This window comes from Enterobacter cloacae complex sp. ECL72 (assembly GCF_019056635.1).
In the GTDB taxonomy this organism is placed as follows: domain Bacteria; phylum Pseudomonadota; class Gammaproteobacteria; order Enterobacterales; family Enterobacteriaceae; genus Enterobacter; species Enterobacter hormaechei_C.
Genome location: NZ_CP077659.1, coordinates 2,772,200 through 2,796,564, shown reverse-complemented (window position 1 = coordinate 2,796,564; position 24,365 = coordinate 2,772,200). Strand labels below are relative to the sequence as shown.

The window sequence follows — 24,365 nt, the reverse complement described above, 5'->3', positions numbered from 1 at the left end:
TGATAAGGCGAGGTGGATATGTTTATCCTTGAAACGCTGAATTTCGTTGTTGATATTTTAAAAGTCCCTTCAGTGCTGGTCGGGTTAATTGCTCTGATTGGTCTTGTGGCGCAGAAAAAAGCCTTTTCGGATGTGGTAAAAGGCACAATTAAAACCATTCTCGGCTTTATTGTACTGGGCGGCGGCGCAACTGTGCTGGTGGGCTCTTTAAATCCGCTCGGCGGTATGTTTGAGCACGCCTTTAATATTCAGGGCATTATTCCCAACAATGAAGCTATTGTCTCGATTGCCCTGGAGAAATATGGCGCTTCCACCGCGCTCATTATGGCCTTCGGGATGGTGGCGAATATTATTGTTGCGCGCTTTACCCGCCTGAAATACATCTTCCTCACCGGGCATCACACCTTCTACATGGCATGCATGATCGGCGTGATCCTGACGGTTGCAGGCTTCGAGGGGGTCGGGCTGGTCTTTACCGGTTCGTTGATCCTCGGCCTGATTATGGCCTTCTTCCCGGCGATTGCGCAGCGCTATATGAAGCGTATTACCGGCAACGATGAGATCGCCTTCGGTCATTTCGGCACGCTGGGCTACGTGCTGTCCGGCTGGATTGGCAGCAAGGTCGGGAAAGGCTCGCGCTCCACCGAAGAGATGAACCTGCCGAAGAACCTTAGCTTCCTGCGTGACAGTTCAATCTCCATCTCCCTTACCATGATGATTATCTACCTGATCATGGCGGTGAGCGCCGGACGTGAGTACGTGGAGGCCACCTTCAGCGGCGGCCAGAACTACCTGGTGTACGCCATCATTATGGCCATCACCTTCGCGGCAGGCGTGTTCATCATCTTGCAGGGCGTGCGCCTGATTCTGGCGGAAATCGTCCCGGCCTTTACCGGCTTCTCGGAAAAACTGGTGCCCAATGCGCGGCCTGCGCTGGACTGCCCGGTGGTCTACCCGTATGCGCCAAACGCGGTGCTGATTGGCTTCCTGTTTAGCTTCCTCGGCGGGATTGTGGGCTTGTTCATCTGCGGTCAGTTTAGCTGGGTGCTGATCCTCCCGGGCGTCGTTCCGCACTTCTTCACCGGCGCAACGGCGGGCGTGTTCGGTAACGCCACCGGTGGACGCCGCGGGGCAATGATTGGCGCCTTTGCTAACGGCCTGCTGATCACCTTCCTCCCGGTCCTGCTGCTGCCTGTTCTGGGCGCAATTGGCTTTGCGAATACGACCTTCTCGGACGCTGATTTTGGTGCGGTCGGGATTGTGCTGGGCAACCTGGCACGCTTCCTGTCGCCGCTTGCCATCACCGGACTGGTTGTTGTGTTGTTCGCGCTGCTGGTGGCCTACAACGTCTTCGCTAAAAACAAACCTGCCAGCGGTAACGCGCAGGAAAACCCCGGAGCCAAATCATGAATGAGAATGAAATAACCGACCTGGCGCGTCAGATCCGCCTTGAGACGCTGAAATCCCTTACGCAGCTGGGTTTTGGTCACTACGGCGGCAGCATGTCAGTCGTTGAAACGCTGGCCGTTCTGTACGGCGCGGTAATGAAAATTGACCCGGCCGATCCGGACTGGCCAGAGCGCGATTACTTTGTGCTGTCGAAAGGCCATGCGGGGCCGGCGCTGTACAGCACGCTGGCGATTAAGGGCTACTTCCCGATTGAAGAGTTGAGCACGCTGAACCAGAACGGGACGCGTCTGCCAAGTCACCCGGATCGCCTGAAAACACGCGGCGTGGATGCCACCACCGGTTCACTGGGGCAGGGGATCTCCATCGCTGGCGGCATGGCGCTGTCGCACAAGCTGGCAGGAAGGCCAAACCGGGTGTTTTGCATCGTTGGCGACGGAGAACTGAATGAAGGGCAGTGCTGGGAAGCCTTCCAGTTTATCGCTCACCATCGACTGAACAACCTGACGGTATTCGTGGACTGGAACAAACAGCAGCTCGACGGCGAGCTGGACGAAATCATCAGCGCCTTCGACCTGGAAGGCAAATTCCGCGCCTTTGGTTTTGACGTGGTGACGGTGAAAGGGGATGACATTCCGGCGCTGCTGGAGGTGACCGCGCCGATCCCTGAGGCCGATGCGCGTCCGCGGGTGGTGATCCTCGACAGCATCAAAGGGCAGGGGGTGCCATATCTGGAACAGCTCAGCAACTCGCATCACCTGCGATTAACCGAGGAGAGCAAAGCGGCGCTTAACGAGACGATTCGCCAACTGGAGGCTTCACATGATTAAGGTTGCACCGACAGGACAGAAAGATGCCGTTGAGATGCGTAAGGTCTACGCGGGTTTTGTGGCAAAACAGATTGAGGCCGGGAGCGAGATCATTGCGCTCGAAGCGGATCTGATGAGTTCGATGGCGATGGACGGCGTAGCGCGTGATTATCCACAGCACGTTATCAACTGCGGCATTATGGAGGCCAACGTGATTGGGACGGCCGCCGGGCTGTCGCTCACCGGACGTAAGCCGTTCGTCCATACCTTTACCGCCTTTGCCAGCCGTCGCTGCTTCGACCAGCTGTTTATGTCCCTGGACTACCAGCGCAATAACGTGAAGGTGATTGCCTCGGATGCGGGCGTGACGGCCTGCCACAACGGCGGGACGCATATGTCTTTTGAGGATATGGGCATCGTGCGCGGTCTGGCGCATTCAGTGGTGCTTGAGGTGACCGATGCGGTGATGTTCGAAGATGTGCTGCGTCAGCTTATCGACCTGGAAGGCTTTTACTGGGTAAGGACCATCCGTAAACAGGCGCCGAGCGTGTATGCCCCGGGGTCAACCTTCACCATCGGCAAGGGCAACGTGCTGCGCGAGGGAACCGATATTACCCTGATTGCTAACGGCATTATGGTGGCGGAAGCGCTGGAGGCGGCGCGCCAGCTGGAGCAGGAGGGGGTAAGCGCAGCGGTCATCGACATGTTTACCCTGAAGCCCATCGATCGGATGCTGGTGAAAAACTATGCCGAGAAAACCGGGCGTATTGTGACCTGCGAAAATCACAGCATTCACAACGGGCTGGGGTCGGCGGTGGCGGAAGTGCTGGTGGAAACCTGTCCGGTGCCTATGCGGCGGGTGGGGGTGAAGGAACGGTATGGTCAGGTGGGTACGCAGGACTTCTTGCAGAAGGAGTATGGCCTGACGGCACATGACATTGTGTCGGCGGCGCGGGAGCTGCTGTAATAAAAAAGGCGACCATTTGTGGTCGCCTTTTTGTTGCCCGGTGGCACTCGCGCTTACCGGGCCTACGGTCCTGTAGGCCGGATAAGCGAAGCGACATCCGGCAAGACCTTACAATTACTGCTGCTGCGAAGACTGGATCGCGGTCAGCGCGATGGTGTAGACGATATCGTCAACCAGCGCACCACGGGACAGGTCGTTCACAGGTTTGCGCATGCCTTGCAGCATTGGCCCGATGGAGATCAGGTCTGCTGAACGCTGTACCGCTTTATAGGTGGTGTTACCGGTGTTCAGATCCGGGAAGATGAACACGGTAGCGCGACCTGCAACCGGCGAGTTCGGCGCTTTGGATTTCGCCACGTCAGCCATTACCGCGGCATCGTACTGGAGCGGGCCGTCGATCATCAGATCCGGACGTTTTTCCTGTGCAATGCGGGTCGCTTCACGGACTTTCTCTACGTCACTACCTGCACCAGAGGTGCCGGTGGAGTAGGAGAGCATCGCGACGCGTGGTTCGATACCGAAGGCAATCGCGGAGTCCGCAGACTGGATAGCGATTTCTGCCAGCTGCTCTGCGGTTGGGTCCGGGTTGATCGCGCAGTCGCCGTAAACGTAAACCTGTTCAGGCAGCAGCATGAAGAACACGGAGGAGACCAGAGAGCTGCCCGGTGCAGTTTTGATCAGCTGCAACGGTGGACGGATGGTGTTCGCGGTGGTGTGAACCGCACCGGAAACCAGACCGTCAACTTCGTCCTGCTCCAGCATCAGCGTACCCAGCACCACGTTGTCTTCCAGCTGCTCGCGCGCAACGGCTTCGGTCATGCCTTTGTTCTTACGCAGCTCAACCAGACGGGCAACGTAGCTTTCGCGGACCACGTCAGGATCAACGATTTCGATGCCCGCGCCGAGCTCAACGCCCTGAGACGCCGCAACGCGGTTGATCTCATCCGGGTTACCCAGCAGCACACAGGTCGCGATACCGCGCTCTGCACAGATGGCTGCCGCTTTAACGGTACGTGGTTCGTCGCCTTCTGGCAGAACCACGCGTTTGCCCGCTTTACGCGCCAGCTCGGTCAGCTGGTAACGGAAGGCTGGAGGAGACAGACGACGGCTGCGCTCGGAGGTCGCCGTCAGGGATTCGATCCAGTCTGCGTTGATGTAGCCCGCAACGTATTCCTGAACTTTCTCGATACGCTCGTGGTCATCAACCGGCACTTCGAGGTTGAAGCTTTGCAGGCTCAGGGAGGTCTGCCAGGTGTTAGTGTTCACCATGAAGACTGGCAGGCCAGTGGCGAACGCACGTTCGCACAGCTTGCTTACGCGTGGGTCCATCTCGTAGGCACCGGTCAGCAGGATCGCGCCGATCTCCACGCCGTTCATCGCGGCCAGACAGGCTGCAACCAGCACGTCCGGACGGTCTGCGGAGGTTACCAGCAGGGAACCTGCACGGAAGTGCTCCAGCATGTGTGGAATGCTACGTGCGCAGAAAGTTACGGACTTCACGCGGCGGGTGTTGATATCGCCTTCGTTGATCACGGTGGCGTTCAGGTGGCGCGCCATATCGATTGCACGGGTGGCAATCAGATCGAAGCTCCATGGCACCGCGCCCAGAACTGGCAGCGGGCTGGAATCCTGCAACTTAGCCGGGTCAACTTTAATGACTTTCGCTTTGGAAGAGTCGTCAAAAATTTCGGACAGGTCAGGACGCGTACGGCCCTGCTCATCTACTGGCGCGTTCAGCTTGTTAACAATCACGCCGGTGATGCTGGTGTTTTTCGCACCGCCGAAGCTGCTGCGCGTCAGTTCGATACGCTCTTTCAGCTGCTCTGGGGTATCCGTGCCCTGAGACATCACGAAAACAATCTCTGCGTTGAGGGTTTTCGCGATTTCAAAGTTCAGAGACTGGGCAAACTGGTGTTTACGGGTCGGGACCAGGCCTTCAACCAGCACCACTTCCGCGTCCTGCGCGTTTGCGTGGTAGTTGGCAATGATCTCTTCCATCAGCACGTCTTTCTGGTTGCTGGAGAGCAGAGATTCAACGTGGCTCATCTTCAGCGGTTCAGCCGCTGGCAGATTGGAGTTCTTGCGAACGATGGTGGTGGTCTGGTCTGGCGCATCGCCACCGGCACGTGGCTGGGCGATAGGCTTAAAGACGCTCAGACGAACGCCTTTGCGTTCCATAGCGCGGATCACGCCGAGGCTGACGCTGGTCAGGCCGACGCTGGTTCCGGTAGGGATCAGCATAATAGTACGGGACACGGTTTATCCTCTTTCGTTACCGCCGCGTTGGGCGGGTTACAAAACAGCACCGCCAGCATTGCTGGCGGTGTGGAATCAGGCAGTCAGGCGGTGCGCGTCTTGCGCGATGACCAGCTCTTCGTTAGTTGGGATAACGATAGCAGGGCGGGTGCCTTCTTTGTTGATGAAGCCAGACTTGCCGAAGCGGGCAGCCAGGTTACGCTCATGATCAACTTCGAAGCCCAGAACGCCCAGTTTGCCCAGGGACAGTTCACGTACCATTGCCGCGTTCTCACCGATACCGCCGGTGAAGATAACAGCATCCAGACGGCCTTCCATCAGCGCGGTGTAAGAACCGATGTACTTCGCCAGACGGTGGCAATAAACGTCCATTGCACGTTTAGCGTCAGCTTTTTCTGCGTAGTTGTCTTCAACGTAACGGCAGTCGCTGGTGACCTCGGTCAGGCCCAGCAGGCCAGACTCTTTGGTCAGCATTTTGTTGATGTCGTCAACGCTCATGCCCAGGGTGTCGTGCAGGTGGAAGATGATCGCCGGGTCGATATCACCGGAACGGGTACCCATCACCAGACCTTCCAGCGGGGTCAGACCCATAGAGGTGTCAACACACTTCCCGTTGCGGATAGCGGAAACAGAACCACCGTTGCCCAGGTGGCAGGTGATGATGTTGACTTCTTCAACCGGCTTGTTCAGCACTTTTGCGGCTTCCTGAGTCACATAGAAGTGGCTGGTACCGTGAGCGCCGTAACGACGGACGCCGTGCTCTTTGTACAGGCTGTATGGCAGGGCATAGAGGTAAGACTCTTCCGGCATGGTCTGATGGAACGCGGTATCAAACACGGCCACGTTTTTATCTTTCAGACTCGGGAAGGATTTCAGTGCTTCAGCGATACCGATCAGGTGAGCCGGGTTATGCAGCGGTGCGAAAGACGCAGAGTCTTTGATACCCTGGATCACGGAGTCGTCGATTACCACGGAACTGGTGTATTTTTCGCCGCCGTGGACGATACGGTGACCAATTGCGGTCAGCTGAGCAGACAGTTCTGGTTTTTGTGCCAGAATAGTGTTAACGATAAAGTTCAGCGCTTCACTGTGAGCGGCGCCTGCACCTAAAGCCGCTTCTTGTTTGCTGCCGTCCATCTTCCACTTGATACGTGCTTCAGGCAGATGGAAACATTCGGCCAAACCAGAGAGGTACTCGTCACCGTTGAGCGCATCGATGATGGCGAATTTCAGTGAGGAGCTACCGCAGTTCAGAACCAGTACTAACTTACTCGACATGGAAGTACCTATTATTGATACGTGGCTAAAAAAACGTCAGTGAGTCTAAAAGCGTAACGCATGCTGACCCAGACATTTATGATTAACATCATGCCAAACAAACATTCTGGCAGGATGGAAGAAATACCTATGATTTTAAGCCATTTTGAACATTTTTCAGACAATGGCATAATATGCGATAATTTGACGAGTTAACGCTTATCGTCTACGGCCCTATCAGGCTGGCACAGGATACCCGATACGGGGTAGCGATGACAAAATATTTTGAACGTTGTCATAGCCTGTTGTGGTTTTGCACGAAAATTTTAATTTTTATATGTGAAGTTGAGGTACAGCCATGTCGACACCCGAAATCCCGTCCGTGAACTTTTTTAGTCTGTTTCGTCGGGGACAGCATTACGCAAAGACATGGCCGATGGAAAAGCGCCTCGCGCCCATGTTTATTGAAAATCGCACTATTCGCGCCACGCGCTATGCGATTCGCTTTATGCCCCCGATTGCCGTTTTTACCCTGTGCTGGCAGATAGCGTTAGGTGGACAGCTTGGCCCTGCCGTCGCGACGGCGCTTTTTGCGTTAAGCCTGCCGATGCAGGGGCTATGGTGGTTAGGCAAACGTTCCGTCACGCCACTTCCGCCTTCTGTTTTACACTGGTTTTATGAAGTGCGTGGAAAACTGGAGGAGGCGGGCCAGGCGCTGGCACCGGTTGAAGGCAAGCCAGACTATCAGGCGCTGGCGGATACCCTCAAGCGTGCGTTTAAACAGCTTGATAAAACATTCCTCGATGACTTGTGATTGATCATCGAAACGACGACCAAAAGAAGGCACAGTAACAATCAGTTACCGTGTCTTTTTTTTACAGTGCAATGCGCTACAGGAGTCGAAAGATGGAAATGACCCATGCTCAACGTCTGATTTTGTCTAACCAGTACAAGATGATGACTATGCTTGATCCCGATAACGCTGCGCGCTACAGCCGCCTGCAAACCATTGTTGAACGTGGTTTTGGCTTGCAGATGCGCGAACTGGATCGCGAATTTGGCGAACTGAAAGAGGAAACCTGCCGTATCGTTATCGACATCATGGAGATGTACCATGCGCTGCATGTGTCCTGGACCAATCTGAAGGACCAGCAGACCATTGACGAGCGCCGCGTGACGTTCCTGGGCTTTGATGCTGCGACGGAAGCGCGCTATCTGAGCTATGTACGCTTTATGGTGAATACCGAAGGGCGTTACACCCATTTTGATGCGGGTACGCACGGCTTCAACGCCCAGACCCCGATGTGGGATAAGTATCAACGTATGCTGAGCGCGTGGCACGCCTGTCCGCGTCAGTACCATTTAAGCAGCAACGAAATTCAACAAATCATTAATGCCTGACGGAGGTGTGTGTGCAGTGTAAAGGTTTTCTGTTTGATCTGGACGGTACGCTGGTGGATTCGCTACCGGTGGTGGAGCGCTCGTGGTGCCACTGGGCCGACCGGCATGGCATCGACCATCAGGACGTACTGAATTTCATCCATGGCAAACAGGCCATTACCTCATTGCGGCACTTCCTTGCGGGACGTTCTGAGGAAGAGATTCAGGCGGAGTTCCGCTATCTTGAGCAGATTGAAGCTACCGATACCGAAGGCATCACCGCGCTGCCCGGTGCGCGTGAACTGCTTGAGCACCTGAATGAAGCGCAGATCCCGTGGGCTATCGTCACCTCCGGCTCGGTTCCCGTCGCGCATGCCCGTCATAAGGCGGCAGGTTTACCGACGCCGGACGTCTTCATTACCGCTGAGCGCGTGAAGCGCGGCAAGCCTGAACCGGATGCGTTTCTGCTCGGCGCAGAACTGCTTGGCCTTGCGCCAGCGGAGTGCGTGGTGGTGGAAGACGCGGCGGCAGGCGTGCTGGCCGGGCTGAACGCCGGAAGCCACGTCATTGCCGTTAACGTCCCGGCGGGTTCCCCCCGGCTGGAAGAGGCGGATTTCGTGCTTAACACCCTGACCGCCATCGACGTCTCGAAGGCGTCAGACGGAGTTGTAACCGTCTCGCTAAAAATGTAATCCCATGATATAGCCCCGCATTACCGGGGCTTTTTTATGGCAGAATTGCTTCTCCTCCACTGACAAGGACATGTTGTGAACGGTGAACTGATTTGGGTCCTGAGCCTGCTGTTAATCGCCATCATTCTTTTTGCCACGGGCAAGGTGCGCATGGATGCCGTCGCCCTGTTTGTGATTGTCGCATTCGTTCTGAGCGGTACCCTTTCCCTGCCGGAAGCCTTTTCCGGGTTTAGCGATCCCAACGTTATTTTGATTGCCGCCCTGTTTATTATTGGCGACGGGCTGGTACGCACCGGCGTGGCGACGATGATGGGGTCGTGGTTGGTTAAGGTGGCGGGCAGCAGCGAAACCAAAATGCTGATTTACCTGATGCTGACGGTCGCCGGGCTGGGCGCGTTTATGAGCTCTACGGGCGTCGTGGCCATCTTTATTCCGGTCGTGCTGAGCGTCTGCATGAGGATGCAGATCTCCCCGTCGCGGCTGATGATGCCGTTGAGCTTCGCCGGGCTCATCAGCGGCATGATGACGCTGGTCGCAACGCCGCCGAACCTCGTCGTGAACAGCGAACTGATCCGTGAGGGGCTTGAGGGGTTTAGCTTTTTCAGCGTTACGCCGATCGGGCTGGTGGTACTGGTGATGGGCATTATCTATATGCTATTGACCCGTTTCGCGCTGAAAGGGGAGAAGCAGGATAAAGCCAAAGAGGGCTGGAAGCGGCGCTCTTTCCGCGATCTGATTAAAGAGTATCGTCTGACCGGGCGTGCCCGACGTCTGGCTATCCGCCCGGGATCGCCTATGGTGGGGCAGCGGCTGGATGACCTTAAGCTACGCGAACGCTATGGCGCGAACGTCATCGGGGTTGAGCGCTGGCGTCGTTTTCGCCGGGTGATCGTTAACGTGAACGGGGTGTCAGAGTTTCGCGCGCGTGACGTCCTGCTGATTGATATGTCCACCGCGGACGTGGATCTGCGCGAGTTTTGTAGCGAACAGCTGCTGGAGCCGATGGTGCTGCGCGGTGAGTATTTCTCCGACCAGGCGCTGGATGTGGGAATGGCCGAGGTGTCCCTGATCCCGGAATCGGAGTTATTGGGTAAAACCGTGCGTGAAATCGGCTTTCGTACCCGCTATGGCCTCAACGTGGTGGGCCTGAAGCGCGATGGCGTAGCCCTTGAAGGGGCGGTGGTGGATGAGCCGATCCTGCTGGGGGATATCTTCCTCGTGGTCGGCAACTGGAAACTGATTAGCCAGCTCGGGCAGAAAGGCCGCGATTTTGTGGTGCTGAATATGCCGATTGAAGAGAACGATGCATCACCGGCGCACAGCCAGGCGCCCCATGCGATTTTTTGCCTGGTATTGATGGTCGCGCTGATGCTGACGGACGAGATCCCTAACCCGGTGGCGGCGATAATCGCCTGTCTGTTAATGGGCAAATTCCGCTGTATTGACGCCGAAAGCGCTTACAAAGCGATTCACTGGCCGAGCATCATTCTCATCGTCGGGATGATGCCCTTCGCCCTGGCGCTACAGAAAACCGGCGGGGTGGATTTGATCGTGAAAGGCCTAATGGACGCGGGCGGGGGATATGGTCCGTACCTGATGATGGTTTGCCTGTTCGTCATGTGTGCCACCATCGGTTTGTTCATCTCCAATACCGCAACGGCGGTGCTGATGGCGCCCATTGCGCTGGCGATGGCAAAATCGATGGGCGTTTCGCCGTATCCGTTTGCGATGATCGTTGCGATGGCGGCGTCCGCGGCATTTATGACGCCGGTCTCTTCCCCGGTCAATACGCTGGTGCTGGGGCCCGGGAATTATAGGTTCAGTGATTTCGTGAAGCTGGGTGTGCCGTTCACCGTGCTGGTGATGGTGGTGTGCGTGGTATTGATACCGGTCCTGTTTCCGTTCTGAGCATTTTGCCGGGTGGCGGCTACGCCTTACCCGGCCTACAACCCCGTAGGCCCTGCAAGCGCAGCGCCGCTGGGCGAAAATCAGAGTGGCGAATCCTGGCTAATCTCATCCAGCGACAAATGGAAGCTCGGCACAAACACGCGCATAAAGTAGTCCATCTCTTCGCTGCGACGAGATTCCAGCGTTTTTTCCAGACGCGTTTTTGCCAGTAAAAATTCGTTATTCCCGGCGGACAGTTCTTCCAGACACTTCAGGTAGGCGCACAGCGCATCGGCCTGCTTAACCAGGGATTTCTCCTCTTCCGTATACTGATGCTCATCGATCAGCGGCCCGAAGATATCGCGCAGCTCTTCAGGCACCATGTCGATCAGCTTCTGCTGGGCAATCTTCTCAATGGCCTTATATTCCTGGGCAATCTGCGAGTTGAAATATTTCACCGGCGTAGGCAGATCCCCGGTCAGCACTTCCGATGCATCGTGATACATCGCCAGCAGGGCGATACGTTCGGCATTCACCTGCCCGTTGAATTTGCGGTTTTTAATCGCGGCCAGCGCGTGCGCGACCATGGCAACCTGCAAACTGTGCTCAGACACATTTTCAGTACGCACATTGCGCATCAGCGGCCAGCGGTTGATGAGTTTCAGGCGGGAGAGGTGGGCAAAGAAATGACTCTGACTCATAGGTTACCTTATGTCTTCACTGCGACAGACTTCATTGTGCGGGGAGGGGAGGGAAGATGCAAATTTGCGGATGTTGCAGGCCGGGTAAGCGCAGCGCTACCCGGCGGAAAGTCAGCGTTACTGATGGTACCCGGAGAGGAAGCGCCCGAAGCGGCTGATGGCCATCTCGAGATCGTCTTCGCGCGGCAGGGTGACGATACGCACGTGATCCGGCCACGGCCAGTTAAACGCCGTCCCCTGAACCAGCAGCACTTTTTCCTGCAACAGGAAGTCGAGCACCATTTTCTGGTCGTCGTGAATATTGAAGCGCTTCGCGTCGATTTTCGGGAACATGTACAGCGCGCCGTTAGGCTTCACGCAGGAGACGCCCGGAATATCATTAATCAATTCCCATGCGCGGTTGCGCTGTTCATACAGGCGGCCGCCTGGAACGATAAACTCGCTGATGCTTTGATAGCCGCCGAGTGCTGTCTGGATCGCATGTTGCGCCGGTACGTTGGCGCACAGACGCATGGATGCCAGCATCTCCAGCCCTTCAATGTAGCCTTTCGCATGTTTTTTCGGACCGTTCAGTACCATCCAGCCCTGACGGAAACCGGCAACGCGGTAAGTTTTAGACAGTCCGTTAAAGGTGACCGTCAGCAGATCGGGCGCCAGCGCGGCGATAGAGTGGTGCTGCGCCGCGTCGTACAGGATCTTGTCGTAAATCTCGTCGGCAAAGATGATCAGGTTGTGCTGGCGGGCGATCTCGACGATCTCCATCAGCAGCTCTTTTGAATAGACCGCACCCGTCGGGTTATTCGGGTTAATGATCACGATACCCCGGGTGCGCGGGGTAATTTTGGCGCGAATATCATCCAGATCCGGGAACCAGTCAGAGGATTCGTCGCACAGGTAGTGCACCGCTTTACCGCTGGACAGGGACACCGCAGCCGTCCACAGCGGATAATCCGGGGCAGGAACCAGCATTTCATCGCCGCTGTTCAGGAGCGCCTGCATCGCCTGAACGATCAGCTCCGAGACACCGTTGCCAATGTAGATATCTTCAACGGTGACGTCGCGCATACCGCGAGCCTGATAGTGCTGCATGATGGCTTTACGGGCGGAATAAAGCCCTTTTGAATCGCAGTAGCCTTGTGCAGTGGGCAGGTTACGGATCACATCCACCAGGATCTCATCCGGCGCTTCAAAACCAAATGGCGCGGGGTTGCCGATGTTGAGTTTCAGAACCTTATTGCCTTCCTCTTCAAGGCGTTTTGCCTCTTTGAGTACCGGGCCACGGATGTCGTAACAGACGTTGTCGAGCTTGCTGGATTTTTCGATAGGGGACATGAACCTTTAACCTTTTCGCTATTATTGCAACTTCCTGCCGTGGAAGTGAGCACGGAACAATGTACTCCCACCGCGCTTCGTTTTGAAGGGCGCACAGAAGAAGATTTCGTCCAACCGGGCAATGCCGCGGTGATCGCTTACTCTAAAGACGGAGTGATTTTGTGCCTGAATTTATCGTGATAAAGAGGGGTTCTGGGTGGTTTATGCTAAAAATTTCATATAAGGATGAATATTATTCTGGAATAAATAAAAAGACGATTCGGGCTGATGCATTAGTCCCCCTGAGTGACCATTCGCAAAACCTGAATGCTAAGATACCGATTGCCATATTAGCAAAGCCAGGTTAAAAGTTACTCATGTGAAATTAATGTTAAGGGTTATTAATGAATGGCCTGAATCTAAATTAAACTTTATTTATTATTAACGACGAAAATGCAACTTTCGTTAATTTTAATAAAAAGAGTGTAGTTGCTTATCATTGGCGGTAAATCCTTAATATTGCAATAAGACTTATAAATATAGTGGATTTGGGTTAAGATGTGTTTCGGGAATGCAGCATAGCGATAGGCCTGTTACGTATATCGGATACTGCTTTCCTGTATTAATCGATTGTTATTGTTAAAATTATCTCTGGCTGATTGGGTAAGTCACATCTTGCTACGTTGCCAACGCTGCGATATAGATGGCAGAAAACATGTCTTACTCTTTATGGTATTAACATCGACCTGCAAACAACGAAATATCCTGGACGCAAGAGAATAAAAATAACGTCATGAAACGTGATTTCTGACTGGTGATATACCGCAGTACAATAACTATCTGTCAGGCAGTCTGCCGGGCCGGGATGCGAGGGAAACTCTTCAGAAGGAATTGCTTAACTGTTACACACAGCTTCAACCCGGGCAGCTCCGCACGAGCAACCTGAAAGTGAAAAGATATGATAAATGCAAATCGTCCGATAATGAATCTCGACCTCGATCTGCTGAGAACGTTTGTTGCGGTCGCCGATCTCAACACTTTTGCAGCAGCTGCTGCCGCCGTTTGCCGTACCCAGTCCGCCGTGAGTCAGCAAATGCAGCGGCTGGAACAACTGGTTGGTAAAGAGCTTTTTGCGCGTCATGGACGTAATAAGCTTTTAACAGAACATGGTATTCAGCTTCTGGGTTATGCCAGAAAGATACTGCGCTTTAATGATGAAGCCTGTATGTCATTAATGTTTAGCAACCTTCAGGGAGTGTTAACATTAGGGGCGTCAGATGAATCAGCAGATACCATTTTACCCTTCCTTCTCAACCGAATTAGCTCGGTTTATCCGAAGCTTGCCCTGGACGTTAGCGTTAAACGCAATGCTTTCATGGTTGAGATGCTGAAAGAAAACGAGGTTGACCTGGTGGTCACGACGCATCGACCTGGCCAGTTTGACAGCCTGACGCTGCGTACTTCTCCAACGCACTGGTACTGTGCCGCGGAGTATGTATTGCAGAAAGGTGAGCCGATACCCCTGGTCCTGCTGGACGATCCGAGTCCGTTCCGCGATATGGTGCTGGCTGCGCTCAACGAAGCCGGTATTCCATGGCGCCTGGCGTACGTGGCGTCAACCTTGCCCGCAGTGCGAGCGGCGGTGAAGGCCGGGCTTGGCGTAACGGCCCGTCCGGTGGAGATGATGAGCCCCGATCTGCGTGTGCTGGGTCAATCCGAGGGACTCCCGTCGTTGCCGGATACGGAGTACCTGCTGTGCCATAACGCCGCCAGCAACAACGAGCTGGCAAAAGTGGTGTTCGAGGCAATGGAAAACTACCACAATCCATGGCAGTACGCGCCTGTTACTCCCGAAGGAGGGGACGACTCCCTGATCGTGGAAGGGGATTTTGAGTGATCATTCCCTCAAAATTCTCGTAACAAAATGTAAGTGCAAAAAAGAGCCACTCGCATGATTTTTTCCTGCGAGTGGTTTTTTTTGTTATTCATAACCGTGAACGGAGCAGGGATAAAGCAAATACCGCTTATTTATCAATGCAGTAAATGTTTTTGGTTAAGATGTAAACAATACCTGTTCTAACTTACCTCATACCCCGCCGATGTTAAAAAAACAGGAAATATGTTGCTGTTTTTTTGATTGAATTAACAAAAGCGTGTCTCAGATCAAGAAAATACTCCCATTTGGGGGGAGGAATCGTTGGCAAATCCTGTCAAAATAGGAGGGTTATTTTTTTTACTTCCAAAACGGACACGATTCAACAAGATGCATTTGACGGAAAGTCATGTACCCACCAGGGTTAAAGGGCACCAAATGTTAATGAGAATCGCACGTTGTAATTTAATGTGAAGAAACCTTTGTTAAAGTTGACAAAAGGTTATAGAAAGGAGTAAAAAACCCCATCATTTTGCTGTCTATGTCTCATTTCTGACAGTTAGTGTAAGGTTATTTTGTTCCTCCCCATGAATCGATGTGATGCCCATCTGCCAGCAAGAGCAGTGTCGTCGGTATCACTTTTGATGAGTAAGCAATGAGTATGTCAACATCCACAGAAGTCATCGCTCATCACTGGGCATTCGCAATCTTTCTTATTGTAGCCATTGGCCTGTGCTGCCTGATGTTAGTCGGCGGCTGGTTCTTGGGCGGTCGCGCCCGCGCAAGGCACAAAAACACACCTTTTGAATCAGGTATTGATTCAGTAGGTACCGCTCGCTTACGCCTGTCTGCCAAGTTCTACCTGGTAGCCATGTTCTTCGTCATTTTTGACGTGGAAGCGCTTTACCTCTTCGCGTGGTCTACCTCCATTCGCGAAAGTGGTTGGGTGGGCTTTGTCGAGGCCGCAATTTTCATTTTAGTGTTACTGGCCGGTCTGGTTTATCTGGTGCGTATTGGCGCGCTGGACTGGACACCTGTGCGTTCACGCCGTGAACACATCAACCCGGAAAACAGTATCTCTAATCGTCAGCAGTAACAGCGAGGCAATAAGATGGATTATACGCTCACCCGCATAGATCCTAACGGTGAGAATGACCGTTACCCCCTGCAAAAACAGGAGATCGTAACCGACCCCCTGGAGCAAGAAGTCAACAAAAGCGTGTACATGGGCAAGCTCGAACATGCCATGCACGACATGGTCAACTGGGGTCGTAAGAACTCCATCTGGCCATACAACTTTGGCCTTTCTTGCTGCTACGTTGAAATGGTGACGTCATTCACTGCGGTGCATGACGTTGCGCGTTTTGGGGCCGAGGTACTGCGTGCTTCTCCACGTCAGGCTGACCTGATGGTGGTGGCCGGGACCTGCTTTACCAAGATGGCACCGGTTATTCAGCGTCTTTATGACCAGATGCTGGAGCCAAAATGGGTTATCTCCATGGGCGCATGTGCAAACTCCGGCGGTATGTACGACATTTATTCCGTTGTGCAGGGCGTTGATAAGTTCATTCCGGTGGATGTGTACATCCCGGGCTGCCCGCCGCGTCCAGAGGCCTATATGCAGGCGCTGATGCTGCTCCAGGAGTCAATTGGTAAAGAACGCCGCCCGCTTTCATGGGTTGTTGGCGATCAGGGTGTCTATCGCGCGAACATGCAGTCTGAGCGCGAGCGTAAACGTGGTGAACGTATTGCCGTCACCAACCTGCGTACGCCTGACGAAATTTAATTTGCGCCTGTGGGCCTGGAGAACACCTTCGCATATCACTACTCAAATAGCGCGAAGCCAGGCTTAACAGTCACCACGGACCATTTGCAATGGTGAACAATATGACCGACTTAACCGCGCAAGAAGCCGCCTGGCAGACCCGGGATCATCTCGATGACCCCGTCATTGGCGAACTGCGCAACCGTTTTGGGCCGGATGCCTTTACTGTTCAGGCCACCCGCACCGGGGTACCCGTTGTTTGGGTGAAGCGTGAGCAATTACTGGAAGTTGTCGATTTCCTCAAGAAATTGCCAAAACCTTACGTCATGCTGTTTGACTTACACGGCATGGACGAACGTCTGAGAACGCACCGCCAGGGTCTCCCTGCTGCGGATTTTTCCGTTTTCTACCACCTGATCTCAATAGACCGCAACACGGATATCATGCTCAAGGTGGCATTGTCTGAAAACGACATGCATCTGCCGACGATCACCAAACTTTTCCCGAACGCCAACTGGTACGAGCGTGAAACCTGGGAAATGTTCGGCATGACCTTCGACGGTCACCCGCATCTGACGCGCATCATGATGCCGCAGACCTGGACCGGCCACCCGCTGCGTAAAGACTACCCGGCACGCGCCACCGAATTTGACCCGTTTGAGCTGACCAAAGCCAAGCAGGATCTGGAGATGGAAGCGCTGACCTTCAAGCCGGAAGACTGGGGCATGAAGCGCGGCACCGAAAACGAGGACTTCATGTTCCTCAACCTCGGTCCAAACCACCCGTCTGCGCACGGTGCATTCCGTATTATTCTTCAGCTTGATGGCGAAGAGATTGTCGACTGCGTGCCTGACATCGGCTACCACCACCGTGGTGCCGAGAAGATGGGCGAGCGTCAGTCCTGGCACAGCTACATTCCGTACACCGACCGTATCGAATACCTCGGCGGCTGCGTGAACGAAATGCCATACGTGCTGGCCGTTGAGAAGCTGGCAGGCATCACCGTCCCGGATCGCGTTAACGTGATTCGCGTGATGCTGTCTGAACTGTTCCGTATTAACAGCCACCTGCTGTACATCTCCACGTTCATTCAGGACGTCGGCGCGATGACGCCGGTCTTCTTCGCCTTTACCGACCGTCAGAAAATCTACGATCTGGTGGAAGCGATTACCGGTTTCCGTATGCACCCGGCCTGGTTCCGCATCGGCGGTGTGGCGCACGATCTGCCGCGCGGCTGGGACCGTCTGCTGCGTGAATTCCTCGACTGGATGCCAAAGCGTCTGGCGTCTTACGAGAAAGCCGCGCTGCGTAACTCCATCCTGAAAGGCCGTTCCCAGGGCGTTGCTGCCTACGGCGCGAAAGAAGCGCTGGAGTGGGGAACCACAGGTGCAGGTCTGCGTGCGACCGGGATTGATTTCGACGTGCGTAAAGCCCGTCCTTACTCTGGTTACGAGAACTTCGACTTTGAAGTCCCGGTGGGCGGCGGCGTATCCGACTGCTATACCCGCGTGATGCTGAAAGTGGAAGAGCTGCGCCAGAGCCTGCGCATCCTAGAGCAGTGCCTCAACAACATGCCGGAAGGCCCGTTCAAGGCGGATCACCCGCTGACGACGCCGCCACCGAAAGAGCGCACGCTGCAACATATCGAAACCCTGATCACCCACTTCCTGCAAGTTTCCTGGGGCCCGGTCATGCCGGCACAGGAATCCTTCCAGATGATTGAAGCGACCAAGGGTATCAACAGCTACTACCTCACCAGCGACGGCAGCACCATGAGCTACCGCACCCGCGTGCGTACGCCAAGCTTCGCACACTTGCAGCAGATCCCGGCCGCCATTCGCGGCAGTCTGGTCTCCGACCTGATTGTGTATCTGGGTAGTATCGATTTTGTTATGTCAGATGTGGACCGCTAATTATGCACGAGAATCAACAACCACAAACCGAGGCTTTTGAGCTGAGTGAAGCAGAGCGTGCCGCCATTGAGCACGAGATGCACCACTACGAAGACCCGCGTGCGGCGTCCATTGAAGCGCTGAAAATCGTACAGAAACAGCGTGGTTGGGTGCCGGATGGGGCGATCTACGAGATCGCAAAAGTGCTGGGCATTCCGGCAAGTGACGTAGAAGGCGTAGCCACGTTCTACAGCCAGATCTTCCGTCAGCCGGTAGGCCGCCATGTGATCCGCTACTGTGACAGCGTGGTCTGCCACATCACCGGTTATCAGGGCATTCAGGCTGCGATTGAGAAGAAACTCAATATCAAGCCGGGCCAGACCACCTTCGACGGACGCTTTACTCTGCTGCCAACCTGCTGCCTGGGTAACTGCGACAAGGGGCCGACCATGATGATTGATGAGGACACTCACAGCCATCTGACGCCGGAAGCGATTCCTGACCTGCTGGAGCAGTACAAATGAAAACTGTAATTCGTACTGCTGAGACGCATCCGCTGACCTGGCGTCTGCGTGATGACAAACAGCCGGTCTGGCTCGACGAATATCAGAGCAAAAACGGCTATGCCGGCGCGCGTAAAGCCCTTGGCGGCATGGCGCCGGACGACATCGTTAACGCGGTGAAAGAGTCTGGCCTGAAAGGCCGCGGGGGCGCGGGCTTCTCCACCGGTCTGAAGTGGAGTCTGATGCCGAAAGATGAATCCATGAACATCCGTTACCTGCTGTGTAACGCCGATGAAATGGAGCCGGGTACCTATAAAGACCGCCTGCTGATGGAACAGCTGCCGCACCTGCTGGTGGAAGGCATGCTGATCTCCGCGTTCGCGCTGAAAGCGTACCGTGGCTATATCTTCCTGCGCGGTGAATACATCGAAGCGGCTGAAAACCTGCGTCGCGCGATTGCCGAAGCCACTGAAGCCGGTCTGCTGGGTAAAAACATCCTGGGCACCGGGTTTGACTTCGAGCTGTTCGTGCACACCGGTGCCGGGCGTTATATCTGCGGTGAAGAAACCGCGCTGATTAACTCCCTGGAAGGCCGCCGCGCGAACCCGCGCTCCAAGCCACCGTTCCCGGCAAGCTCCGGCGTGTGGGGTAAACCGACCTGCGTCAACAACGTCGAAACCCTGTGCAACGTCCCGGCGATCCTCGCGAACGGCGTGGAGTGGTATCAGGGCATCTCCTCAAGCAAAGATGCCGGTACCAAGCTGATGGGCTTCTCCGGTCGCGTGAAGAACCCTGGCGTCTGGGAGCTGCCGTTCGGCACCACCGCACGCGAAATTCTTGAAGACTACGCCGGCGGCATGCGCGATGGCCTGAAATTCAAAGCCTGGCAGCCGGGTGGGGCAGGGACGGACTTCCTGACCGAAGCCCACCTTGACCTGCCAATGGAGTTCGAAAGCATTGGTAAAGCAGGCAGCCGTCTGGGTACGGCGCTGGCGATGGCCGTCGACCATGAGATCGGCATGGTATCCCTGGTGCGTAACCTGGAAGAGTTCTTCGCCCGCGAGTCCTGCGGCTGGTGTACACCGTGTCGTGATGGTCTGCCGTGGAGCGTGAAGATCCTGCGTGCTATCGAACGTGGCGAAGGCCAGCCTGGCGATATCGAGACACTTGAGCAACTGTGTCGATTCTTAGGGCCGGGTAAAACCTTCTGTGCCCACGCACCGGGCGCCGTCGAGCCGCTGCAAAGCGCGATTAAATATTTCCGCGACGAATTCGAAGCAGGCATCAAGCAGCCGTTCAGCAATACCCATTCGATCAATGGTATTCAGCCGAACCTGCTGAAAGCGCGCTGGTAAAAACAGAATTTTGATTAACGCTCGGTTTCGGCCGAGCCAACTGGAAGCATGCTAATGGCTACGATTCATGTAGACGGCAAAGAATACGAAGTCAACGGGGCGGACAACCTGCTGGAAGCTTGTCTGTCTCTTGGCCTCGATATTCCGTACTTTTGCTGGCATCCGGCGCTGGGCAGCGTCGGTGCTTGCCGCCAGTGTGCGGTGAAGCAATATCAAAACGCGGAAGACACGCGTGGTCGCCTGGTGATGTCCTGTATGACGCCAGCCGCCGAAGGCACCTTTATTTCGATTGATGACGAAGAAGCCAAACAGTTCCGCGAAAGCGTGGTGGAGTGGTTGATGACCAACCACCCGCACGACTGTCCGGTGTGTGAGGAGGGCGGTAACTGCCACCTTCAGGATATGACCGTCATGACCGGTCACAGCTTCCGTCGCTATCGCTTTACCAAGCGTACCCACCGTAACCAGGATCTGGGGCCGTTCATCTCTCACGAAATGAACCGCTGCATCGCCTGCTACCGCTGCGTGCGTTACTACAAAGATTATGCAGACGGACAGGATCTGGGCGTATATGGCGCGCATGACAACGTCTACTTCGGTCGTCCGGAAGACGGTACGCTGGAAAGCGAATTCTCCGGTAACCTGGTAGAAATCTGTCCGACCGGCGTATTCACGGATAAAACCCACTCTGAACGTTACAACCGTAAATGGGACATGCAGTTTGCGCCAAGCATCTGCCAGCAGTGCTCCCTTGGCTGTAACACCAGCCCGGGTGAACGTTACGGCGAACTGCGTCGTATCGAAAACCGTTACAACGGTACAGTTAACCACTACTTCCTCTGCGACCGCGGTCGTTTCGGCTATGGCTATGTGAACCTGAAAGACCGTCCGCGTCAGCCGGTTCAGCGCCGTGGCGATGACGTCATTACCCTGAACGCTGAGCAGGCGATGCAGGGCGCGGCAGATATTCTGCGTCAGTCGAAGAAAGTGATCGGCATCGGTTCCCCGCGCGCCAGCATCGAAAGCAACTTCGCGCTGCGCGAGCTGGTTGGGGCGGAAAACTTCTATACCGGTATCGCCCAGGGCGAGCAGGAACGTCTCCAGCTGGTGCTGAAAGTGCTGCGTGAAGGCGGCATTCATACGCCTGCGCTGCGCGAAATCGAATCTTATGATGCGGTTCTGGTGCTGGGTGAAGACCTGACGCAGACTGGTGCACGCGCGGCTCTGGCGGTTCGTCAGGCGGTGAAAGGCAAAGCACGTGAAATGGCAGCGGCGCAGAAAGTGGCTGACTGGCAGATTGCGGCCATTCTTAACATCGGCCAGCGCGCGAAGCATCCTCTGTTTGTGACTAACGTCGACAACACCCGTCTGGACGATATCGCCGCGTGGACCTACTGCGCGCCGGTTGAAGATCAGGCGCGCCTCGGCTTTGCCATTGCCCACGCGCTGGACAGCAGCTCGCCGGCCGTTGAACTGGATCGTGACCTGCAAAACAAGGTCGACGTGATTGTTCAGGCGCTGGCGGGGGCGAAGAAACCTCTGATTATTTCCGGTACCAACGCCGGTAGCGCTGAAATCATTCAGGCCGCAGCGAACGTTGCCAAAGCCCTGAAGGGCCGCGGCGCTGACGTCGGTGTGACTATGATTGCCCGTGCGGTGAACAGCATCGGTCTGGGTATGATTGGCGGCGGCTCGCTGGAAGACGCGTTAAGCGAACTGGAATCCGGTGCCGCTGACGCCGTTGTGGTGCTGGAAAACGACCTGCATCGCCATGCTTCTGCCGCTCGCGTTGACGCCGCGCTCTCCAGAGCGCCGCTGGTGATGGTTATCGACCATCAGCGCACCGCGATCATGGACAAAGCGCACCTGGTGCTCTCTGCGGCAAGCTTCGCAGAAAGCGACGGGACGGTGATCAACAACGAAGGCCGCGCCCAGCGTTTCTTCCAGGTTTATGACCCGGCCTACTACGACAGCAACACCGTGATGCTGGAAAGCTGGCGCTGGCTGCACTCTCTGCACAGCACCGTGCAGAGCCGTGAAGTGGACTGGACGCAGCTCGACCACGTTATTGACGCGGTTGTTGAGAAACTGCCTCAGCTGGCGGGCATTAAAGACGCCGCGCCTGACGCAAGCTTCCGCATTCGCGGCCAGAAACTGGCGCGTGAGCCGCACCGCTACAGCGGTCGTACCGCGATGCGCGCCAACATCAGCGTGCACGAACCGCGTCAGCCGCAGGATAAAGACACCATGTTTGCCTTCTCGATGGAAGGGAACAACCAGCCGTCTGCGCCGCGTTCGCAAATCCCGTTTGCATGGGCACCGGGCTGGAACTCCCCGCAGGCATGGAACAAGTTCCAGGCTGAAGTGGGCGGTCACCTGCGCCACGGCGATCCGGGCGTGCGTCTGATTGAAGCCTCCGAAACCGGTCTGGACTTCTTCACCACCGTTCCGGCGAGCTTCCAGGCGCAGGAAGGTCACTGGCGTATTGCACCGTACTACCATCTGTTCGGTAGCGACGAAATGTCCCAGCGTTCTCCGGTATTCCAGCAGCGTATGCCGCAGCCGTACATCAAGCTCAACCCGGCGGATGCCGCGAAGCTTGGCGTTAACGCGGGTGCGAACATTGCCTTTAGCTACGACGGCCAGACAATCAGCCTGCCGCTGATTATTTCTGAACGCCTGTCAGCAGGGCAGGTGGGTCTGCCGATGGGTATGCCTGGCATCGCGCCGGTCCTGGCGGGTGCGCATCTTGATAACCTTCAGGAGGCAAAAGCATGAGTTGGTTAACGCCGGATCTTATCGACATCCTGCTGAGCATTCTGAAAGCGGTTGTGATTCTGCTGGTGGTCGTCACCTGCGGCGCGTTCATGAGCTTTGGTGAACGTCGTCTGCTCGGTCTGTTCCAGAACCGTTACGGACCGAACCGCGTGGGCTGGGGTGGTTCACTCCAGCTGGTCGCGGACATGATCAAGATGTTCTTTAAAGAGGACTGGGTTCCACGCTTCTCGGACCGCGTGATCTTTACGCTGGCGCCGATGATCGCCTTCACCTCGCTGCTGCTGGCGTTTGCTATCGTTCCGGTCAGCCCGACCTGGGTGGTGGCTGACCTGAACATCGGCATTCTGTTCTTCCTGATGATGGCAGGCCTCGCGGTTTACGCGGTGCTGTTCGCAGGCTGGTCCAGTAACAACAAATACTCGCTGCTGGGTGCGATGCGTGCTTCCGCGCAGACGCTGAGCTACGAAGTGTTCCTGGGTCTCTCCCTGATGGGCGTGGTGGCGCAGGCCGGTTCATTTAACATGACCGACATCGTCAACAACCAGGCCGACATCTGGAACGTTATCCCGCAGTTCTTTGGGTTTATTACCTTTGCCATCGCGGGCGTGGCGGTGTGTCACCGTCACCCGTTTGACCAGCCAGAAGCCGAACAGGAACTGGCCGACGGTTACCACATTGAATATTCCGGTATGAAGTTCGGTCTGTTCTTCGTGGGCGAGTACATCGGTATCGTCACCATTTCCGCGTTGATGGTAACGCTGTTCTTTGGTGGCTGGCATGGCCCGTTCTTACCGCCGTTCATCTGGTTCGCGCTGAAAACCGCGTTCTTCATGATGATGTTCATTTTGATTCGCGCAGCGTTACCGCGTCCGCGTTATGACCAGGTAATGTCCTTCGGCTGGAAAGTGTGCCTGCCGCTGACGCTCGTCAACTTGTTGGTAACGGCGGCTGTCATTCTCTGGCAGCAGCCATAAGGGGCTTTGAGATCATGACCTTAAAAGAATTATTGGTAGGTTTCGGCACCCAGGTACGCAGTATCTGGATGATCGGCCTGCATGCGTTTGCCAAACGCGAAACCCGGATGTACCCGGAAGAGCCGGTATATCTGCCGCCGCGCTACCGTGGACGTATCGTGCTGACGCGCGACCCGGACGGTTCCGAGCGTTGCGTTGCCTGTAACCTGTGTGCGGTAGCGTGTCCGGTGGGCTGTATCTCTCTGCAAAAAGCAGAGACGGTAGACGGCCGCTGGTACCCTGAGTTCTTCCGCATCAACTTCTCACGCTGCATTTTCTGCGGTCTGTGTGAAGAAGCGTGCCCAACCACGGCGATTCAGCTGACTCCAGACTTCGAGCTGGGTGAGTACAAGCGTCAGGATCTGGTGTACGAGAAAGAGGATCTGCTGATTTCCGGTCCGGGCAAATACCCGGAATATAACTTCTACCGGATGGCGGGTATGGCAATCGACGGCAAAGATAAAGGCGAAGCAGAGAACGAAGCTAAGCCTATCGACGTCAAGAGCCTGTTACCGTAAG

20 protein-coding genes are annotated in these 24,365 nt (G+C 55.4%); 16 read left to right on the top strand and 4 right to left on the bottom strand.

Annotation, left to right across the window (positions count from 1 at the left end; genetic code table 11):
- The first annotated feature begins 18 nt into the window (after positions 1-18).
- From KTH07_RS13545 to KTH07_RS13535, 3 genes are read left to right on the top strand one after another with little or no spacing between them, the layout of a single operon-like run.
- On the top strand, positions 19-1,410 hold the full coding sequence (locus KTH07_RS13545; RefSeq protein ID WP_017383437.1) for a PTS ascorbate transporter subunit IIC: 1,392 nt from the start codon (positions 19-21) through the stop codon (positions 1,408-1,410).
- Positions 1,407-2,237 (top strand): transketolase, encoded by an 831-nt coding sequence (locus KTH07_RS13540; protein WP_015572264.1) that lies wholly within the window; start codon positions 1,407-1,409, stop codon positions 2,235-2,237. The genes KTH07_RS13545 and KTH07_RS13540 overlap by 4 nt, the downstream gene beginning before the upstream one ends.
- The gene (locus KTH07_RS13535; protein ID WP_015572265.1) at positions 2,230-3,183 is read left to right on the top strand and encodes a transketolase family protein; all 954 of its coding nucleotides are present in this window, start codon (positions 2,230-2,232) and stop codon (positions 3,181-3,183) included. Before KTH07_RS13540 ends, KTH07_RS13535 begins: the two co-directional genes overlap by 8 nt.
- A gap of 114 nt (positions 3,184-3,297) precedes the next feature.
- Here the strand turns inward: KTH07_RS13535 and pta are convergent, their stop codons facing one another.
- Together pta and ackA are read right to left on the bottom strand one after the other, a co-directional pair.
- Entirely contained in the window at positions 3,298-5,439 is a 2,142-nt protein-coding gene (gene pta, locus KTH07_RS13530; protein ID WP_017383435.1) for a phosphate acetyltransferase, read from the bottom strand.
- 75 nt (positions 5,440-5,514) lie between these two features.
- Positions 5,515-6,717 carry an acetate kinase gene (ackA, locus tag KTH07_RS13525; protein WP_015572267.1) on the bottom strand — a complete coding sequence of 401 codons (1,203 nt, stop codon included), beginning with the start codon at positions 6,715-6,717 and terminating at the stop codon, positions 5,515-5,517.
- Positions 6,718-7,054: 337 nt separating this feature from the next.
- Here ackA and yfbV point away from each other — a divergent pair, with 337 nt between their 5' ends.
- The 4 genes from yfbV (at position 7,055) to KTH07_RS13505 (ending at position 10,676) form a co-directional block, all read left to right on the top strand.
- Positions 7,055-7,510: a terminus macrodomain insulation protein YfbV gene (gene yfbV, locus KTH07_RS13520; RefSeq protein ID WP_017383434.1), complete on the top strand. Its 456-nt coding sequence runs from the start codon at positions 7,055-7,057 to the stop codon at positions 7,508-7,510.
- A 92-nt stretch (positions 7,511-7,602) separates the two neighbouring features.
- A complete protein-coding gene (locus KTH07_RS13515; protein WP_003861461.1) occupies positions 7,603-8,097 on the top strand; it encodes a YfbU family protein in 495 nt (164 codons plus the stop codon).
- A gap of 11 nt (positions 8,098-8,108) precedes the next feature.
- Positions 8,109-8,768: a sugar phosphatase gene (locus KTH07_RS13510; protein WP_003861463.1), complete on the top strand. Its 660-nt coding sequence runs from the start codon at positions 8,109-8,111 to the stop codon at positions 8,766-8,768.
- 75 nt (positions 8,769-8,843) lie between these two features.
- Positions 8,844-10,676, top strand: coding sequence for an SLC13 family permease (locus KTH07_RS13505; protein WP_017383432.1), 1,833 nt, complete (start codon positions 8,844-8,846; stop codon positions 10,674-10,676).
- A gap of 80 nt (positions 10,677-10,756) precedes the next feature.
- Here the strand turns inward: KTH07_RS13505 and yfbR are convergent, their stop codons facing one another.
- Positions 10,757-11,356, bottom strand: coding sequence for a 5'-deoxynucleotidase (gene yfbR, locus KTH07_RS13500; RefSeq protein WP_003861468.1), 600 nt, complete (start codon positions 11,354-11,356; stop codon positions 10,757-10,759).
- Between the two features lie 117 nt (positions 11,357-11,473).
- On the bottom strand, positions 11,474-12,688 hold the full coding sequence (gene alaA / locus KTH07_RS13495) for an alanine transaminase AlaA (RefSeq protein WP_003861471.1): 1,215 nt from the start codon (positions 12,686-12,688) through the stop codon (positions 11,474-11,476).
- Between the two features lie 937 nt (positions 12,689-13,625).
- On the opposite strand from alaA, the gene lrhA reads away from it, so the two are divergent.
- The 9 genes from lrhA (at position 13,626) to nuoI (ending at position 24,364) form a co-directional block, all read left to right on the top strand.
- The gene (gene lrhA, locus KTH07_RS13490; protein ID WP_017693002.1) at positions 13,626-14,564 is read left to right on the top strand and encodes a transcriptional regulator LrhA; all 939 of its coding nucleotides are present in this window, start codon (positions 13,626-13,628) and stop codon (positions 14,562-14,564) included.
- A 631-nt stretch (positions 14,565-15,195) separates the two neighbouring features.
- Entirely contained in the window at positions 15,196-15,636 is a 441-nt protein-coding gene (nuoA, locus tag KTH07_RS13485; protein WP_003861475.1) for an NADH-quinone oxidoreductase subunit NuoA, read from the top strand.
- A 15-nt stretch (positions 15,637-15,651) separates the two neighbouring features.
- On the top strand, positions 15,652-16,326 hold the full coding sequence (nuoB, locus tag KTH07_RS13480) for an NADH-quinone oxidoreductase subunit NuoB (protein ID WP_003861482.1): 675 nt from the start codon (positions 15,652-15,654) through the stop codon (positions 16,324-16,326).
- A gap of 89 nt (positions 16,327-16,415) precedes the next feature.
- Entirely contained in the window at positions 16,416-18,218 is a 1,803-nt protein-coding gene (gene nuoC / locus KTH07_RS13475; protein ID WP_003861484.1) for an NADH-quinone oxidoreductase subunit C/D, read from the top strand.
- Positions 18,219-18,220: 2 nt separating this feature from the next.
- Complete coding sequence (gene nuoE / locus KTH07_RS13470) at positions 18,221-18,721, top strand: NADH-quinone oxidoreductase subunit NuoE (RefSeq protein WP_006176513.1); 501 nt, start codon at positions 18,221-18,223, stop codon at positions 18,719-18,721.
- Positions 18,718-20,055 (top strand): NADH-quinone oxidoreductase subunit NuoF, encoded by a 1,338-nt coding sequence (gene nuoF / locus KTH07_RS13465; protein WP_003861487.1) that lies wholly within the window; start codon positions 18,718-18,720, stop codon positions 20,053-20,055. Before nuoE ends, nuoF begins: the two co-directional genes overlap by 4 nt.
- A gap of 54 nt (positions 20,056-20,109) precedes the next feature.
- Entirely contained in the window at positions 20,110-22,833 is a 2,724-nt protein-coding gene (gene nuoG, locus KTH07_RS13460) for an NADH-quinone oxidoreductase subunit NuoG (RefSeq protein ID WP_015572271.1), read from the top strand.
- Positions 22,830-23,807, top strand: a complete 978-nt coding sequence (gene nuoH, locus KTH07_RS13455) for an NADH-quinone oxidoreductase subunit NuoH (protein ID WP_003861490.1) — start codon at positions 22,830-22,832, stop codon at positions 23,805-23,807. The genes nuoG and nuoH overlap by 4 nt, the downstream gene beginning before the upstream one ends.
- A 14-nt stretch (positions 23,808-23,821) precedes the next feature.
- Positions 23,822-24,364, top strand: a complete 543-nt coding sequence (nuoI, locus tag KTH07_RS13450) for an NADH-quinone oxidoreductase subunit NuoI (protein WP_003861491.1) — start codon at positions 23,822-23,824, stop codon at positions 24,362-24,364.
- Position 24,365: the final 1 nt, after the last annotated feature.

Excerpts from the sequence above, each read along its gene's own strand:
- yfbR (WP_003861468.1), bottom strand. The coding sequence starts at position 11,356 with ATGAGTCAGAGTCATTTCTTTGCCCACCTCTCCCGCCTGAAACTCATC.
- yfbV (WP_017383434.1), top strand. The coding sequence starts at position 7,055 with ATGTCGACACCCGAAATCCCGTCCGTGAACTTTTTTAGTCTGTTTCGT.
- KTH07_RS13540 (WP_015572264.1), top strand. The coding sequence starts at position 1,407 with ATGAATGAGAATGAAATAACCGACCTGGCGCGTCAGATCCGCCTTGAG.
- alaA (WP_003861471.1), bottom strand. The coding sequence starts at position 12,688 with ATGTCCCCTATCGAAAAATCCAGCAAGCTCGACAACGTCTGTTACGAC.
- KTH07_RS13545 (WP_017383437.1), top strand. The coding sequence starts at position 19 with ATGTTTATCCTTGAAACGCTGAATTTCGTTGTTGATATTTTAAAAGTC.
- ackA (WP_015572267.1), bottom strand. The coding sequence starts at position 6,717 with ATGTCGAGTAAGTTAGTACTGGTTCTGAACTGCGGTAGCTCCTCACTG.
- nuoG (WP_015572271.1), top strand. The coding sequence starts at position 20,110 with ATGGCTACGATTCATGTAGACGGCAAAGAATACGAAGTCAACGGGGCG.
- nuoE (WP_006176513.1), top strand. The coding sequence starts at position 18,221 with ATGCACGAGAATCAACAACCACAAACCGAGGCTTTTGAGCTGAGTGAA.
- nuoF (WP_003861487.1), top strand. The coding sequence starts at position 18,718 with ATGAAAACTGTAATTCGTACTGCTGAGACGCATCCGCTGACCTGGCGT.
- nuoH (WP_003861490.1), top strand. The coding sequence starts at position 22,830 with ATGAGTTGGTTAACGCCGGATCTTATCGACATCCTGCTGAGCATTCTG.
- KTH07_RS13535 (WP_015572265.1), top strand. The coding sequence starts at position 2,230 with ATGATTAAGGTTGCACCGACAGGACAGAAAGATGCCGTTGAGATGCGT.
- nuoI (WP_003861491.1), top strand. The coding sequence starts at position 23,822 with ATGACCTTAAAAGAATTATTGGTAGGTTTCGGCACCCAGGTACGCAGT.
- nuoA (WP_003861475.1), top strand. The coding sequence starts at position 15,196 with ATGAGTATGTCAACATCCACAGAAGTCATCGCTCATCACTGGGCATTC.
- nuoC (WP_003861484.1), top strand. The coding sequence starts at position 16,416 with ATGGTGAACAATATGACCGACTTAACCGCGCAAGAAGCCGCCTGGCAG.
- nuoB (WP_003861482.1), top strand. The coding sequence starts at position 15,652 with ATGGATTATACGCTCACCCGCATAGATCCTAACGGTGAGAATGACCGT.
- KTH07_RS13515 (WP_003861461.1), top strand. The coding sequence starts at position 7,603 with ATGGAAATGACCCATGCTCAACGTCTGATTTTGTCTAACCAGTACAAG.
- lrhA (WP_017693002.1), top strand. The coding sequence starts at position 13,626 with ATGATAAATGCAAATCGTCCGATAATGAATCTCGACCTCGATCTGCTG.